The organism is Streptomyces sp. NPDC047886 (genome assembly GCF_043204435.1).
In the GTDB taxonomy this organism is placed as follows: domain Bacteria; phylum Actinomycetota; class Actinomycetes; order Streptomycetales; family Streptomycetaceae; genus Streptomyces.
Window position 1 is genome coordinate 974,145 of the sequence record NZ_JBIDCF010000002.1, and the last position, 14,983, is coordinate 989,127.

Consider the following 14,983-nt stretch of genomic DNA (forward strand, 5'->3'; position numbering starts at 1 on the left):
GCCATTTCTCGAACAGGTTTCGAACGTACCGCCAAGGCTCTGTGTGCGCTCCGCCGAAAGGCGGCCGAATGCCCCTTTCACCGGGGTCCAAAACCCGGGGAAGATTGTCGCTCGCGCATACCGCCGGGTACAGTCGCGCCCACTGCTTTCCCTCTGGGATTCCCGTTCGCGGGGCTCCTCAGAACTGGTCCTGCTGCCGAGGCGAGAGAGAAGTTGGTGAACGACCAGCACCCCCACGCCGGGTACGTCGGAGGCGACGCGTACACCACGGGCAGCTTCGAGACCTCCGGTTTCGAGACGGGCGCCTACGACACCGGCAGCTTCACCACCAGCGCCACGACCAGCGGTTACGCCACGAGCACCGGCGGTTACGACACCGGTCACTTCGCGACCGACCCCCTCTTCGGCACCCTGCCGGACGGCTACGACGCGGGCCATACCGGGCAGTACAGCGGTACGCAGCAGTGGGACACCACCGGCCACGTCGAGTACTCCGAGTACACCGGGCAGTGGGACGCCTCCGCCTGGAACCAGGCCCACGAGGCCAACGCGGCGCAGCCGACCGCCCAGTTCACCCCGACCTCGTACGACACGACCGCGACCACGACCACGACCACGACCGGGCAGTGGAACACGGCCGGTTATGACAGCGGCGCGTACGACGCCACGGCCTGGAACTACACGGGCACGACGGAGACGTACGTCCCCCAGCAGTACGACTACGCGGCCGCGGAGGCAGCACACGCCACCCAGACCCCGCACACCGCGGACGCCACCTCGGCCGCCCAGCCGGAATACGCTCCCGCGCCGGAGGAGTTCGCGCCCGACGCCACGCAGGAGTTCGACCCCGGCTTCGACCCGGGCTTCGACGCGCACTTCGCGTCCGACGCCGCAGCGGAGACCGAGCACGGGACCCCCGTGGAGGGCCACGCCGAGGGCGACCTCCACACCGGCGACGACACCGACGCACCCGACTCCGAACCGCTCGTACAGACCGCGCAGAGCGCCCCGGCCCCCGTCACACCCCGCCCGGTCCGCCGCGCCGGTGGCAGCCGGGGCCGTCGCCGTACCCCGGCGAAGCGTTCCGCCCTGCTGACCGTCGCCGTGCCGTCCGCCTGCGTGATGGGCGTCGCCGGTATCGCCGCCGCCTCCGTGAGCGGTCTGACCGACGGCGAGCAGAAGGACGACGGCAAGGCGGTGACCGCCGCGGACCCGTCCTCCGTGAAGCCGATCGCGGCCAACAGCGCGCTGGACACCCAGCTCGCCGCGCTCAGCGCCGACGCCCGCGACTTCGGCGACCGCGCGAGCCGCACGCAGGAACGCCTGGACCTCAAGGCGCGCCAGGAGGCCGAGCGGAAGAAGCGCGAGGCGGAGGCCGCCCGCAAGGAGGCGCTGCGCCCCAAGTTCGCCCTGCCGGTGAAGCTGCAGCAGCTGAGCGCCTACTACGGCCAGGCAGGCGTCAACTGGATGTCGCTGCACACCGGCATCGACTTCCCCGTCCAGTACGGGACTCCGGTGATGGCGGCGACCGACGGCACCGTCCGCACCCAGTGGAACAGCGCCTACGGCAACATGGCCATCGTGACCGCCAAGGACGGCACCGAGACCTGGTACTGCCATCTGAGCAGCACGAAGATCCGCTCCGGTGAGGTCAAGGCCGGCGATGTGATCGCCTACTCGGGCAACTCCGGCAATTCCACCGGCCCGCATCTGCACTTCGAGGTACGTCCCGGCGGCGGTGCGGCGATCGACCCGCTGCCGTGGCTGCGCAGCCACGACCTCGACCCCACGAAGTAACCCGGCCCGCCGCCCGAGCAACCGGTCACGCGACCGCCCGAGCACCGGTCACGCGACCGCCCGCCAACACCGGTCACGCGACCGCCCGCCAACACCGGTCACGCGACCGCCCGAGCGACCGGCCGCCACCACCGGCCGGGTGACCGGGCCGGCCACCGAGCGCCCGTGCCCGGCGGCCGCACGGCACCGTACGGCACGGCTACAGCTTCTCCACCGGCGCGTACCGCAGCAGCAGTCGCTTCGGCTTCTCGTCCCCGAAGTCGATCGTCGCCTGGGCGTCCGCACCGGCCCCGGTCACGGCCATGACGGTTCCCAGACCGAACTGGTCGTGCGTCACGCGGTCCCCGACGGCCAGCGAGATCACCGGCTTGTCCGTCGTACGCCGGGTCGCGAAGCCCGCGGGGCCTCCCTGGCCGGAGCGCGACCGGGAGCGGGACGACAGCGACGAGGACAGCGACGACGCGATGCCGGACGTAGGACCGGCCGGGGCGGCCATCGGACCCGTACGCTTCCACTCCAGATGCCGGCCGGGGATCTCCTCCAGGAACCGCGACGGCGGATTGTAGGCGGGCTGGCCCCATGCGCTGCGCATCGCCGAGCGGGTCAGGTAGAGCCGCTCGCGGGCGCGCGTGATACCCACGTACGCCAGGCGCCGCTCCTCCTCCAGCTCCTTGGTCTGCCCCAGGGCGCGCATGTGCGGGAAGACACCGTCCTCCATGCCCGTGAGGAACACCACCGGGAACTCCAGCCCCTTGGCGGTGTGCAGGGTCATCAGCGTGATGACGCCGGAGCCCTCTTCGTCCTCGTCGGGGATCTGGTCGGAGTCGGCGACCAGGGCGACCTGCTCCAGGAACTCCGCGAGCGTCCCGGCGCCCTCGCCCTCGCCCCGCTCCTGCTCGAACTCGAGGGCGACGGCGGCGAGTTCCTGGAGGTTCTCGATCCGGGTCTCGTCCTGGGGGTCGGTCGACGCCTGGAGCTCCGCCAGGTATCCGGTCCGCTCCAGGACGGCTTCCAGGACGACCGCCGGACCCGCGCCGGACTCGGCGATGGTGCGCAGCTCCTCCATCAGCGTGTTGAACCGCTTCACCGCGTTGGCGGACCTGGCCGCCATGCCGTACGCCTCGTCGACGCGGCGCAGGGCCTGCGGGAAGGTGATCTTCTCGCGCTGTGCCAGGGCGTCGAGCATCGCCTCGGCGCGGTCGCCGATGCCGCGCTTGGGGACGTTGAGGATGCGGCGCAGCGGGACGTTGTCCTCGGGGTTGGCCAGCACGCGCAGGTACGCGAGCACGTCGCGCACCTCCTTGCGCTCGTAGAACCGGACACCGCCGACGACCTTGTAGGGCAGTCCGACCCGGATGAAGATCTCTTCGAAGACGCGGGACTGGGCGTTCGTGCGGTAGAAGACGGCGACGTCTCCGGCCTTCGCCTCGCCCGCGTCGGTCAGCCGGTCGATCTCGTCCGCGACGAACTGGGCCTCGTCGTGCTCCGTGTCGGCGACGTACCCGGTGATCTGCGCGCCGGCCCCCGCCTTGGTCCACAAGTTCTTGGGGCGGCGGCTCTCGTTGCGCTCGATGACGGCGTTGGCCGCGGACAGGATGGTCTGGGTGGAGCGGTAGTTCTGCTCCAGCAGGATCGTCGTCGCGTCCGGGTAGTCCTCCTCGAACTGGAGGATGTTGCGGATGGTCGCGCCGCGGAAGGCGTAGATCGACTGGTCCGCGTCGCCGACGACACACAGCTCGGCCGGGTCCAGGTCCTCGTAGCCGGTGCCGACCAGCTCCCGTACGAGGGTGTACTGCGCGTGGTTGGTGTCCTGGTACTCGTCCACCAGGACGTGCCGGAAGCGGCGGCGGTAGTGCTCGGCGACGTCCGGGAACGCCTGGAGCAGGTGCACCGTCGTCATGATGATGTCGTCGAAGTCCAGGGCGTTGGCCTCGCGCAGCCGCGCCTGGTACATCCGGTACGCCTCGGCCAGCGTCTTCTCGAAACCGTCGACGGCCTGGTCGGCGAAGGTCTCCTCGTCGATCAGCTCGTTCTTCAGGTTGGAGATCTTGGCGCTGAAGGACTTCGGCGGATACCGCTTCGGGTCGAGGTCCAGGTCACGGCAGACCAGCGCCATCAGACGCTTGGAGTCGGCTGCGTCGTAGATCGAGAACGACGAGGTGAAGCCGAGCTTCTTGGACTCGCGGCGCAGGATGCGGACGCAGGCGCTGTGGAACGTCATGACCCACATCGCGTTGGCGCGCGGGCCGACGAGCTGCTCGACGCGCTCCTTCATCTCGCCGGCGGCCTTGTTGGTGAAGGTGATCGCCAGTATCTGGCCGGGGTGGACGTGCCGGGTGCCCAGCAGGTGGGCGATGCGGTGCGTCAGGACCCGGGTCTTGCCCGAACCGGCGCCGGCCACGATGAGCAGGGGTGTGCCGGTGTGCACGACGGCGGCCCGCTGCTGTTCGTTGAGCCCCTCCAGCAGCGCGGCGGGGTCCACGGCGGGCCGTGCGGCGCCGTCGCGGTAGTACCCGTCCCTGGCCGGAGGCACGTCGAACTTCCCGCCGAAGAGGTCGTCCGGGATCTCGTCCACGGCCGGGCCCTCGTCCTCGGGTGGCGGCGGGTGCTCCTCCGAAGCGTGGTTCGAGAGGTCCGCCAGGAAGCTGTCGTCAAAGAGGCTGCTCATCGCTTAACGAGTCTAGGCGGCCCCACCGACAGCCCGGGCCGGAACCGGACGCCTCACGCTGCGCCACCCGACGGCGACCCGGCGCTAAGGTCACGGAAATGTATCGGGCATATCGAACATCATCCTTCACAGCACCGCCACAGGTTGGCTAGCGTGCTCGCCCAAGCGGCCCGTTCCCTCAGCGGCGACCCACGCCGGTCGGGCTGCCCACGCCGAATCCGGCCTGCCCTCAGGCTGTCCGGAACCGGGGAACCACCCGAGCACCACCGGGGTGAATCGGCCCGCGCCGCCGGAGCAGGCGCGGCGCGGCCGTAGGGCACCTTCCGTATCGCCCGAACCCGACAGCTAACCCGGTAGGCGTCGACGGAAGGAGATGCCGGCCTTGGCGTCGCATCGCAAGCCGCGCAGCCGCACGACCCGTACGATCCGCTCGCACTCCCCCGCCGTCGGGTTCACGACGGCGGCGCTCGCCTCGGTGACCCTGCTGTCCACGCAGAGCGCCGGTGCCGCCCCCACGGACCCGGGTGCCGACGCCAAGCCGTCGGTCGAGGAGGTCCAGCGCAAGGTCGACGACCTGTACCGGCAGGCCGGTACGGCGACCCAGCAGTACAACAAGGCCAAGGAGGCCACCGACCGCCAGCGGCGCGAGGTCGACGGCCTGCTGGACGGCGTCGCCCGGCGCGCCGACGCCCTGAACGATTCGCGGCGCGCCCTGGGCGGGTACGCGGCCGCGCAGTACCGCTCCGGCACGCTCAGCCCCACGGCGGCGCTGATCTTCGCGGACAGCCCCCAGTCGTACGTGGACCAGACGCAGCTGATGGAGCGGCTGACCGACCGGCAGCGCCAGGCGGTCACGGACTTCGAGCGGCAGCAGGCCGAGGCGTCGAAGAAGCGCGCCGAGGCCACCCGGAGCCTGGAGTCGCTCACCGCCTCGCAGGCCGCCCTGCGGAAGAGCAAGGAGACCGTGCAGCGGAAGCTGGGCGAGGCCCGCACGCTGCTGTCCCGGCTGACGGCCGAGGAGAAGGCCCGGCTGGCCGAGCTGGAGCGGCGCCGCGAGGCCGAGGCCCGCCGCCGGGCGGAGGAGAAGGCCGCCGCCGAGGCGGAGGCCGAGCGCCTGCGTCAGGAGGAGCAGCGGCGGCAGGCGGCGGACGCGGCGGCCCAGGAGCAGGCGCCGGAGCAGACCGGGGACGGGGACGCGCAGGAGCGGCAGCCGGTCGCGCCGGACGGCGACTACGCCGCCAAGGCCGAGAAGGTGCTCGCCTTCGCCCGGGCGCAGATCGGCAAGCCGTACGTGTGGGGGGCGACCGGCCCGAGCTCGTACGACTGCTCGGGGCTGACCCAGGCGGCGTGGCGGGCGGCGGGCGTCGAGCTGCCGCGTACGACGTGGGAGCAGGTGAAGGTGGGCCAGCGGGTCGCGACGGAGGATCTGCTCCCCGGTGACCTGGTCTTCTTCTACGACGACATCAGCCACGTCGGCATCTACATCGGCGGCGGCCGGATGATCCACGCCCCGAAGCCGGGCACGAACGTCCGCGAGGAGTCGATCTACTACATGCCGATCTACGGCAGCGTCCGCCCGGCCTGACCACCGGGCGCGGGGGCGGGTTGACCACCGGGCTCGGGGCGGGTTGACCGCCGGGCTCGGGGCGGGTTGACCGCCGGGCCGATCGCCGACCTGACCGCCGGGCCCGAGCCGGGCCGATGGCCGACCCGACCGCCGGGCCCGAGCCGGCCTGACGTCGGCCTGACGTCAGCCTGACCGCCGGGCTCGGGCCGGGCTCGGGCCGGGCTGACCGCCGGCCTGACCACCGAGCCGACTTCCGGCCCGACCACCCGGGGCTCGGGCTTATGCACCGGGCACGGCCTGGCCAGCGGGCGCGGCCTGGCCGCCCGGGCCGGCCTGGCCAGCGGGCTCGGGCCTGGCCACCGGGTGGATCAGGTCCAGAGCGTGGCGATGAAGATGTTGGCCATCGTGAGGCCGCCCACCGCGCCGAAGACGGCCTTGTCGACGTGCTCGTCGTCCCGCTTCACATAGACCAGGCCGAGGATCACCACGAGCACGGCGAGCTTGACGCCGATCTTGATGTTGTTCACGGTCGCGCCCTCGGCCTGGTTGAGGCCGACCAGGACCACGCCGGTGACCAGCATCGTCAGGGCGCCGTGCAGCATCGCCGGGACCATGCGCGCCGTGCCCGCGCCCATCGCCTTCATCTGGGTCAGGAAGCCGCCCAGGAGGGAGGCGATGCCGATGATGTGCAGCGCGACGAAGACATTGATGAGTACGTCCATGGGGCGGAGCCTAACCGGGGCCATAGCACCGGCCGTCGGCCAGGTCCGCCTCTTTCGCCACATCGGTCACAGCTGATCCGGAATGCAAGATTCCAGCGTTCCCGTCCGCAGAGGAACGCGATCCCGATCCCTCACCTGCGGCCAATTGCGGTCACCGGCCCGCTCCGCCGCGACCGCCGGGCCTAGCGTCCTCCCCCAGGCGTCCCCGCACTCCCACCACACACCCCCACACGCTCAGCGACTCCGCTCAGCAGCCCCGCTCAGCAGCCAGCTCAGCAGTTTCGCTCAGCACCCCGGCAGGCGCCGCACCGATCGCCCCGTACGAAGGGAAGTGACCGCCGTCGTGGCAGCGCACCGCAAGCCCAGGCAGCGCCCGCTCAGCGGCCAGGCCGGCCGCACCGCCGCCACACTCGCGCTCGCCGGGGCGGCGACCGCCACCGCCTTCGAAGGCTCCGGACACGCCGAACCCCGACTCACCCCGGCCCAGGTCAAGGCCAAGGTGGACCAGCTGTACCACGACGCCGAGGTGGCGACCGAGAAGTACAACGGCGCCAAGGAGAAGGCCGACCAGGCCCGCGCCTCCCTGGACGCCCTGCGCGACGAGGCCGCCCGCAGGACCGACCGGCTCAACACCACGCGCAACGCGCTCGGCGCGATGGCCACCGCCCAGTACCGGGCAGGCGGCCTCGACCCGGCCCTCCAGCTGGCCTTCTCCTCCGACCCGGACACCTACCTGAGCGGCGCGGCGCTCGCCGAACGGATCGGCGACCGGCAGGCCGACACCATCGCCGGCATCACCGGCCAGCTCGCGGAGATCAACAGGCTGCGCACCGAGTCGGGCGACCGCGTCCGCGAACTGCGCGGCCACCAGGCCGAGCTGAGCCGGCAGAAGTCCACCATCCAGGGCAACCTGGCCGCCGCCGAGAAACTGCTCGCGCGGCTCACGGCCGCCGAGCGCGCCCGGTACCAGGAGAGTGCGCACAGCCACGGCGAGGACACCACCGGGCGCACGGGCTCCGACACCCGCGCCGATCGGGCCTCCGAGCCGCGCGGCTCCGTCCAGGCCCCGAACCCGCGCGCCGCACAGGCCGTCGCGTACGCGTACGGAGCCATCGGCAAGCCGTACGTCTGGGGCGCCACCGGCCCGTCGTCCTTCGACTGCTCGGGGCTCACGCAGGCCGCCTGGCGCTCCGCCGGAGTGGCGCTGCCCCGTACGACCTACACGCAGATCAACGCCGGGCGGCGCGTGTCACGCTCCGAACTCGCCCCCGGCGACCTGGTCTTCTTCTACTCGGGTCTCAGCCATGTCGGGATCTACATCGGCGGTGGCCAGATGATCCACGCACCGCGCACCGGCTCGACGGTACGGATCGCGCCCCTCGACGAGATGCCCTGGGCGGGCGCCACCCGCGTCGCCTGACGGGTGTCGGGCGATGCGCATGGTGTTCTCGGGGTGCCGCCAGGGGGTCTCCCGGGCGTGCGGCCCGGGGGTCGCCAGGGGCCCCTCGGGGGTGCGGCCAGGGGTCTCCCGGGGGGTGCGGCCCGGGGGGCTCGGGGTGCGGCCGGGGGTGCCCGCCGGGATGCCGCTGGGTGCGGTGCTTGTCAGGGGGCGCCGAAGAGGGTGCCCTGCCCCGGGGCGGAGCTCTGGCCCTGTGACGGGTTCCGGCCCTCCGGAAGGTTCTCGCCCCCCGGCCACTTCTCGCCCTCCGGCCGGTTCTCGCCCCCCGGCCGGTTCTCGCCCTGTGGCGGGTTCTCGCCCTGTGGGGATCCCGCGCCCGGGTTCCCGCCCTGCGTGCCGTCGGCGACGCCCTGGGTCTGCCGGGTCAGCCAGCCGAAGACGGACGGGACCTCCCGCAGCCAGGTGGTGATGCGGTGCCCGCCCTCGACCCGCTGTACATCGATCCGTGTCGGTGCCTTCGCCGCCCGCCGCAGGTCGATGCCCTGCTGGTAACCGTCGTTCACGTCCCCGGTGAACAGCATCGTGACCCGCGGCGGGGTCGCGGCCTCCTTCAGGATGTTCAGCGGGTTGTTGGCGTGCCGAAGCGCCGGATCCTGCGCGGTGAGCGAGGTCCGCTCGCTCGCCGGGTCGTTGTAACCGGACATGCTGACCGCGTACCGGTACCGGTCGGGGTGCGCGAGCGCCAGCTTGGCGGCGCAGTGCGCGCCCGCCGAGTAGCCGACGACCGACCAGCCGTCCGCCTTGTCGGAGACCCGGAAGTTGTCGATGACCATCCGCCGTACGTCGATGCTCAGCCATGTCTCGGCGTTGACCCGGCCGGGCACGTTGGCGCAGCCGGTGTCGGCGTCTCCGAGCAGGGTGGTGCGGGGAGCGACCAGGATGAACGGCGCGACCTTGCCGCTGCGCATCAGCGGCTCCAGCTGCTGGTTCGCGTGGAGGCTGCCGAACCAGGACTTCGGAGAGCCGGGGTAGCCCGACAGCACCTGGACGACGGGAAACGTGTGGGTCCGGTAGGCGGGGTCGTCGTACTGCGGCGGCAGCCATACGTACACCTCCGCGTTCACGCCGGAGACGCGGCCCTTCAGATCGGTGCGACGCACGCCGCTGCCCATGCCGGGCTCGTCCACGGGCGTGAACGTCTGCCGGACCTTCGGCAGGTCGGAGACCCGCTTGCCGCCCGTGCCGTCCGGGCCGAGGTCGATCGCGGTGTCCACATGGTCGCTGGTACCCAGGAGATCGCCCCAGCTGTCGTACAGGTTGTTCGCGTTGTTCACGGCGACGAAAACCACCAGAAGCGCCGTGATCTGCGCGAAGGCCACCATGCCCAGCCGCACGGCGCCCCGGACGAGGGCAGGTCCGCGCAGTCTGCTCCACAGCGCGAGCGGCAGCACGACCGCCATCACGGCCAGCGCCACCGCGGTCACGAGGAAGGGAGTACCCGTCAGGCTCATCACGGAAGGTAGGAGGGGCCGTTAGCCGTCCGGGTTGCCACGGTTATGTACCGGTTGCCTCACACATACCCGTCGATCCCGTGTCCGCCGACGGCCACCCGGCCCGCCGAGGGCGCCGAACGGGGGTCAGACGAGGCGGCGGGCCGTCGCCCAGCGGGTGAGTTCGTGCCGGTTGGAGAGCTGGAGCTTGCGCAGCACCGCCGAGACGTGCGACTCGACCGTCTTCACCGAGATGAACAGCTGCTTGGCGATCTCCTTGTACGCGTACCCGCGCGCGATCAGCCGCAGCACCTCCCGCTCGCGCTGGGTGAGCCGGTCCATGTCCTCGTCGACGGGCGGCGCGTCCGTCGACGCGAACGCGTCCAGCACGAACCCGGCGAGCCGGGGCGAGAACACGGCGTCGCCGTCCTGCACCCGGAAGATCGAGTCCACCAGGTCGGTGCCCGTGATCGTCTTGGTGACATAGCCCCTGGCGCCGCCCCGGATGACCCCGATGACGTCCTCGGCGGCGTCGGAGACCGACAACGCGAGGAAGCGCACCGGCTCGTCGCCGGTCATCAGCGGAGCGCAGCGGCGCAGCACCTCGACCCCGCCGCCGCCCGGCAGATGCACATCGAGGAGCACCACTTCGGGGCGGGTCGCGTGGATCACGGTGACCGCCTGGTCCACGTCGGCGGCCTCCCCCACGACCTCCACGCCCGTGGTCTCGGTGCGGCCGATCTCGGCCTGGACTCCGGTGCGGAACATACGGTGGTCGTCGACGAGCACCACCCGTACGCGCCGTCCGCTCGTCGTCTCCTCGGTCATCCGTCCGCCCTCTCCATTTCGAGCTCCACCTCGGTGCCCTCGCCCGGCGCCGACCGCACCCGCGCCGTACCGCCGTTGCGCTGCATCCGACCGATGATCGATTCTCGTACGCCCATCCGGTCGGCGGGGACCGCGTCCGGGTCGAAGCCCGGCCCCCGGTCCCGTACGGACACGAAGACCGTACGCCCCTCGACCTCCGCGTACACCTGTACCGGTCCGCCCCCGCCACCGTACTTGGCGGCGTTGACCATCGCCTCGCGCGCGGCCTGGAGCTGCGCGGCCAGCTTCTCGTCCAGCGGGCAGTCGCCGACGACCACGACCTCCAGGGGCACGCCGTGCTTGTCCTCGACCTCGGCGGCGGCCTTCCTGACCGCGTCGCCGAGGCTCTCCGGCCCCTCGTCCTCGCCCTCTCCCTCGGCCCTGCCCATGCCGTCCGGCCGGTACAGCCAGTTGCGCAGCTCCCGCTCCTGGGCGCGGGCGAGGCGGCGGACCTCGCCGGCGTCGTCCGCGTTCCGCTGGATCAGGGTCAGCGTGTGCAGGACGGAGTCGTGGACATGGGCGGCGACCTCGGCACGCTCCTGGGCGCGGATCCGCATGGTCCGCTCCTCCGACAGGTCCTGCGACATGCGGACCAGCCACGGCCCGGCGAGCAGGGCGATCCCGGCCAGGACGGCCATCGACGCGGTGAGCGCCGTGCCGAGCTGCGCGACCGAGCCGCGCACGACCAGGAAGACCGTGAGCCCCATGCCGACGAGGGCGGCGCCGGCCACTCCTCGGGCGATCTGGAAGAGGCGTTTGCGGCGGCCGGACTCGGTCCAGCGGGCGCGGCGGGCGTTGTCGACCTGCCGCCACACAAGGACGACACCGACGCCGATGAGGAGGGTCGGCCAGATGTAGCGGCCCGCCTCACCGCCCAGTTCGACGTTGCTGACGAAGACGGCCCCGCCGGCCAGCAGCGCGACCAGGGCGACGGTCTGCCCCTTGTCGGGCTTGCGCAGCCGGCGCCGGCCGTCGGCTGTGGTCTCGAACAGGGAGCGCGGCTCGGTGGTGCGGCCGCCGACCCCGAGCGGCACGGCGAGCCAGAACGCCGCGTAGAGCAGCATGCCGAGCCGGCCGTCGGCCAGGAGCAGCGCGACGAACGCGCAGCGCACCCATATGACGGGCAGTCCGAGGTGTCCGGCGAGGCCCCGTGCGACACCGCCGAGCATCCGCCCGTCGGCGCTGCGGTAGAGCTTGCGCACGGGTGGGTCGTCGGTGTCGGGCAGCAGGGCGGCGGCGGACGGCATGAAGAGATCGTCACATGCGCGGCGCGCCGGGACATCAGGGTCCGTCCCCCAACCGACCCTGAGACGGCCGCGGGGACACCGGGGGTCGGCGGCCGGGTCGGGGCTTGTGGTCGGCGGTCCGCGTCTCAGGGGCGCGCCGGGCAATATCAGGGATCGGCCAGGGTCGCCGCGGGTGCCGCGGCGGCGCACAGACCGTCACCATGGACGCATGACCAGCACGACGCCCGCTCCGCCGGGGGCTCCCGCCTCCCCGCCCCACCCGCCGCTGCGGCGCACGCAGCGGCAGAAGGTGGTCGCGGGGGTGTGCGGCGGTCTCGGCCGGCACTTCGACCTCGACCCGGCGATCTTCCGGGTGGCCACGGGTGTGCTCGCCGTGGCGGGTGGCATAGGTCTGATCTTCTACGGCTTCGCCTGGCTGCTGATCACGGCCGACGGCGAGGAGGAGAACGAGGGTCGGCGGCTGCTGTCGGGGCGGGTGGACGGCGCCTCGCTGATCGCCGTGCTGATGGCCCTGGTCGGCTGCGGCCTGTTCCTGTCGATGCTGGGGGGCAACCCCGGCACGATCACGTTCTCGGTGCTGCTGCTCCTCGCCGTGAGCGGTGCGGCGGTGTGGTCGCAGCGCCGCCGGCTCGCCGCGGGGCCGGAGACACCGCTGGAACGGGCGGCCGCGCAGGCGGTGGCGCAGGCCGTGGCCGAGGCGCCGCCCGAGACCAAGGCCCCGCCGCCGCCGGGCGCGCCGTCCTGGTGGCGGGATCCCATCGTCAAGGACGGTACGACCGGGCCTGTGGCCATCGGCTATCTGTGGGGCCCGGACGACGCGGAGGAGGGAGCGGCGCTGCCGCCGCACGCCGCATGGGGGCAGCCGCCCCGGCCCGCCCGGCCCGCGGCCGCCCCGGCGCCGGGCCCGAAGTCCATCGGCGGGCTCGTCCTGCTGCTCGCGCTGATCGCGGGCGGGGTCGGCACGGCCGCAGCCTGGGAGTCGCACCCCCTGGGTGTCTGCCTGCAGATCGGGCTGGCGTGCGCGCTCGGGGTGTTCGGGCTGGGCCTGGTGGTCGCCTCGTTCCTGGGCAGGACCAGGTTCGGCACGATCTTCATGACGGTGGTCACGGCGCTGCTGCTGGGCCTCGCGTCGCTGGTGCCGCCGCAGATCGGTACGGACTTCCGGCACGCCGAGTGGATACCCGCGTCCGTCGCGGACGTCCGGCCCCGGTACGAGCTGGGCACCGGCGACGCCACGCTGAACCTGCGTCGGCTGAGCGTGCCGGAGGGCGAGACGGTGCGGACGTCCGCCGAGGTCGGCGCCGGCCGTCTGAGGGTCGTCGTACCCGCAGGCGTCACGGTGAGGGTGACCGCCCGCGTGGGCCTGGGCGACCTTCTGCTGCCGAACGACCCGCCTCCGAAGCAGGGAGACGTGGACGTCTCGCCGGCCCGCGAGGCCACCCGTACGATCGCGCCCCCGAAGGGCGTGACCCCGGCGGGCACGCTGGAACTCGACCTGCAGATGGCGGTCGGGGTACTGGAGGTGACCCGTGCTGCTCCATGAGTTCCGGCCGGGCCGGCTGATCGCGGGCCTCACGGGTCTCGGCATCGCCGTGCTCTACGGAGGTGACGCCCTCGGCACCTGGCACGCCCCCTGGTACCTGATGCCGCCGTTGCTCTTCGGCGGGCTGAGCCTCGCGGCTCTGACCACCTGGTCGGTCTACCGAATACGGCGCCGCCGAGCGGCGAGGGCCGCGTCGACGGACAGCACCGACGCCCCGGCCAGTACCAACGGCAGCCAGGCCATGAGATAGGCGAGGTCGTTGCCGTAGTAGTACGGGTCGGTCTGCCAGCTCACGGTGAGCCACAGGCTCAGCGAGATCAGTGCGCCGCCGGCCGCGGCGAGCCGGGCGAGCAGGCCGAGGAGCGTGCCGATGCCGACGGCCAGCTCGCCGACAGCGATCGCGTACCCGAACCCCTCCGGGTTGCGCAGCGCCAGGTCGACGAGCCACGGCACGGCGGAACCGTCCCGTACGGCCCGCATGAGCTCGCCCACGGAACCTGTGCCGGACCCGGCCAGGAAGCGGGCGTCGGTCAGCTTGTCGAGCCCGGCGTACACGAAGGTGACTCCGAGGAAGACACGCAGCGGCAGCAGTGCGTACCGGGCGGCGCGCTCCCGCCGTCCGCCTCGCCGCGCGCCGTCTTCACCGGCCCTGTCGCCTTCGCCGTACGCCACCGCCGACCGGTACGTGTGCCCCATGGCCTCCGCCTCTCCACGCGCCGCCCCCTGGATCCGATTGTCCCCGGCGGCCCCGCCCTGGGATACGGGCGGGACACGACCCGGGTTCAGCCCGTGTCCGTGCGGGTTCGCGCTCGTCAGCTGCCGGGTGCGGGCGCGCCGAACCGGCGCCACAGGGGCTGGTAGTTGAGCCACGCGGCGAGGTCGCCGCCGAGCCGGGCGCGGGTGGCGAGGGCCTCGCGGTGGCCGATCGGCACCGGTTTCCCGGCCGCGCGGGCGGTCAGCTGCACCTGGCTGCACCGTTCCAGCTGGATGAGCCACCAGGTCGCGGCGTCGACGGATGTGCCGACGGTCAGCAGGCCGTGGTTCCGCAGGACCAGCGCCTTGCGGCCGCCGAGCGCGACCGCGATGCGCCGGGCCTCGGCCGCGTCGACCGAGACGCCGGTGTACGCGTCGAGTACGGCATGGTCCTCGTAGAACGCGCAGGCCTCCTGGGTGAGCGGTTCGATCGGTTCACCGAGGGCGGCCAGGGCCCTGCCGTACAGGGTGTGGGCGTGCGCGACGGCGACGACGTCGGGGCGTGCCCGGTGCACGGCGGCGTGCACGGCGAACGCCGCCTGGTTGACGGGCGCGCCGCCGTCGGCCACCCGGCCGTCGCCGTCGACCAGGACGAGGTCCCCCGGGGCCGTCCCGGCGAGCGGCGCTCCGAAGGGGTTGGCCCAGCAGTGGTCGGGCCGCTCCGGGTCCCGTGCGGTGACCAGGGCGGAGACCCCGTCCTCGTATCCGAGGCGGGCGAGGAGGCGCAGGGCGCCCGCGAGCCGTTCCCTGCGGTGCGCCCGTTCGTCGCCGGCCGAGCCGAAGGCGGGCGGCATGGCGAGGTGCGGTCCTTCGTCGCTCATGGCGCGGAAGGTAGCGCCGGTCGTCGCAAGTGGCCAGGAGCACGGCGCGAGTACGAAGGAGCCGCCGCCCACCAGGGGTGGACGGCGGCTCTTCGTCAGGCTGGAGTCA

Annotated in this window: 11 protein-coding genes and 1 riboswitch; of the genes, 4 read left to right on the forward strand and 7 right to left on the reverse strand. The window is 72.6% G+C overall.

The window, feature by feature from the left end; genetic code table 11:
* The first annotated feature begins 216 nt into the window (after window positions 1-216).
* Window positions 217-1,797, forward strand: a complete 1,581-nt coding sequence (locus ACGF5U_RS10105) for a M23 family metallopeptidase (protein WP_392712030.1) — start codon at window positions 217-219, stop codon at window positions 1,795-1,797.
* Window positions 1,798-1,996: 199 nt separating this feature from the next.
* Here ACGF5U_RS10105 and pcrA read toward each other — a convergent pair whose 3' ends face one another.
* The gene (pcrA, locus tag ACGF5U_RS10110) at window positions 1,997-4,465 is read right to left on the reverse strand and encodes a DNA helicase PcrA (RefSeq protein ID WP_392712029.1); all 2,469 of its coding nucleotides are present in this window, start codon (window positions 4,463-4,465) and stop codon (window positions 1,997-1,999) included.
* 200 nt (window positions 4,466-4,665) lie between these two features.
* Window positions 4,666-4,840, forward strand: a riboswitch (cyclic di-AMP (ydaO/yuaA leader).
* On the opposite strand from pcrA, the gene ACGF5U_RS10115 reads away from it, so the two are divergent.
* Window positions 4,839-6,050 carry an NlpC/P60 family protein gene (locus tag ACGF5U_RS10115; protein WP_392712027.1) on the forward strand — a complete coding sequence of 404 codons (1,212 nt, stop codon included), beginning with the start codon at window positions 4,839-4,841 and terminating at the stop codon, window positions 6,048-6,050. Its footprint overlaps the riboswitch before it by 2 nt.
* Before the next feature lie 350 nt (window positions 6,051-6,400).
* Here ACGF5U_RS10115 and ACGF5U_RS10120 read toward each other — a convergent pair whose 3' ends face one another.
* Complete coding sequence (locus ACGF5U_RS10120) at window positions 6,401-6,754, reverse strand: hypothetical protein (protein ID WP_392712025.1); 354 nt, start codon at window positions 6,752-6,754, stop codon at window positions 6,401-6,403.
* 343 nt (window positions 6,755-7,097) lie between these two features.
* Between ACGF5U_RS10120 and ACGF5U_RS10125 the strand changes: the two genes are divergently transcribed.
* Entirely contained in the window at window positions 7,098-8,174 is a 1,077-nt protein-coding gene (locus tag ACGF5U_RS10125) for an NlpC/P60 family protein (RefSeq protein ID WP_392712023.1), read from the forward strand.
* A gap of 182 nt (window positions 8,175-8,356) precedes the next feature.
* Here ACGF5U_RS10125 and ACGF5U_RS10130 read toward each other — a convergent pair whose 3' ends face one another.
* The 3 genes from ACGF5U_RS10130 to ACGF5U_RS10140 form a co-directional block, all read right to left on the reverse strand.
* Window positions 8,357-9,664: an alpha/beta hydrolase gene (locus ACGF5U_RS10130; RefSeq protein WP_392712022.1), complete on the reverse strand. Its 1,308-nt coding sequence runs from the start codon at window positions 9,662-9,664 to the stop codon at window positions 8,357-8,359.
* A 126-nt stretch (window positions 9,665-9,790) separates the two neighbouring features.
* Window positions 9,791-10,471 carry a LuxR C-terminal-related transcriptional regulator gene (locus ACGF5U_RS10135; RefSeq protein ID WP_392712020.1) on the reverse strand — a complete coding sequence of 227 codons (681 nt, stop codon included), beginning with the start codon at window positions 10,469-10,471 and terminating at the stop codon, window positions 9,791-9,793.
* A complete protein-coding gene (locus tag ACGF5U_RS10140) occupies window positions 10,468-11,757 on the reverse strand; it encodes a PspC domain-containing protein (protein ID WP_392712019.1) in 1,290 nt (429 codons plus the stop codon). The genes ACGF5U_RS10135 and ACGF5U_RS10140 overlap by 4 nt, the downstream gene beginning before the upstream one ends.
* A 208-nt stretch (window positions 11,758-11,965) precedes the next feature.
* Between ACGF5U_RS10140 and ACGF5U_RS10145 the strand changes: the two genes are divergently transcribed.
* A complete protein-coding gene (locus ACGF5U_RS10145; protein ID WP_392712018.1) occupies window positions 11,966-13,300 on the forward strand; it encodes a PspC domain-containing protein in 1,335 nt (444 codons plus the stop codon).
* 156 nt (window positions 13,301-13,456) lie between these two features.
* Here ACGF5U_RS10145 and ACGF5U_RS10150 read toward each other — a convergent pair whose 3' ends face one another.
* Window positions 13,457-13,996 (reverse strand): DoxX family membrane protein, encoded by a 540-nt coding sequence (locus tag ACGF5U_RS10150; RefSeq protein WP_392712016.1) that lies wholly within the window; start codon window positions 13,994-13,996, stop codon window positions 13,457-13,459.
* 116 nt (window positions 13,997-14,112) lie between these two features.
* A complete protein-coding gene (locus ACGF5U_RS10155; RefSeq protein WP_392712014.1) occupies window positions 14,113-14,874 on the reverse strand; it encodes a class II aldolase/adducin family protein in 762 nt (253 codons plus the stop codon).
* Between the last annotated feature and the right edge of the window lie 109 nt (window positions 14,875-14,983).

Coding starts and splice junctions, on each gene's coding strand:
- ACGF5U_RS10145 (WP_392712018.1), top strand. CDS start 11,966: ATGACCAGCACGACGCCCGCTCCGCCGGGGGCTCCCGCCTCCCCGCCC.
- ACGF5U_RS10135 (WP_392712020.1), bottom strand. CDS start 10,471: ATGACCGAGGAGACGACGAGCGGACGGCGCGTACGGGTGGTGCTCGTC.
- ACGF5U_RS10155 (WP_392712014.1), bottom strand. CDS start 14,874: ATGAGCGACGAAGGACCGCACCTCGCCATGCCGCCCGCCTTCGGCTCG.
- ACGF5U_RS10120 (WP_392712025.1), bottom strand. CDS start 6,754: ATGGACGTACTCATCAATGTCTTCGTCGCGCTGCACATCATCGGCATC.
- ACGF5U_RS10140 (WP_392712019.1), bottom strand. CDS start 11,757: ATGCCGTCCGCCGCCGCCCTGCTGCCCGACACCGACGACCCACCCGTG.
- ACGF5U_RS10115 (WP_392712027.1), top strand. CDS start 4,839: ATGCCGGCCTTGGCGTCGCATCGCAAGCCGCGCAGCCGCACGACCCGT.
- pcrA (WP_392712029.1), bottom strand. CDS start 4,465: ATGAGCAGCCTCTTTGACGACAGCTTCCTGGCGGACCTCTCGAACCAC.
- ACGF5U_RS10130 (WP_392712022.1), bottom strand. CDS start 9,664: ATGAGCCTGACGGGTACTCCCTTCCTCGTGACCGCGGTGGCGCTGGCC.
- ACGF5U_RS10150 (WP_392712016.1), bottom strand. CDS start 13,996: ATGGGGCACACGTACCGGTCGGCGGTGGCGTACGGCGAAGGCGACAGG.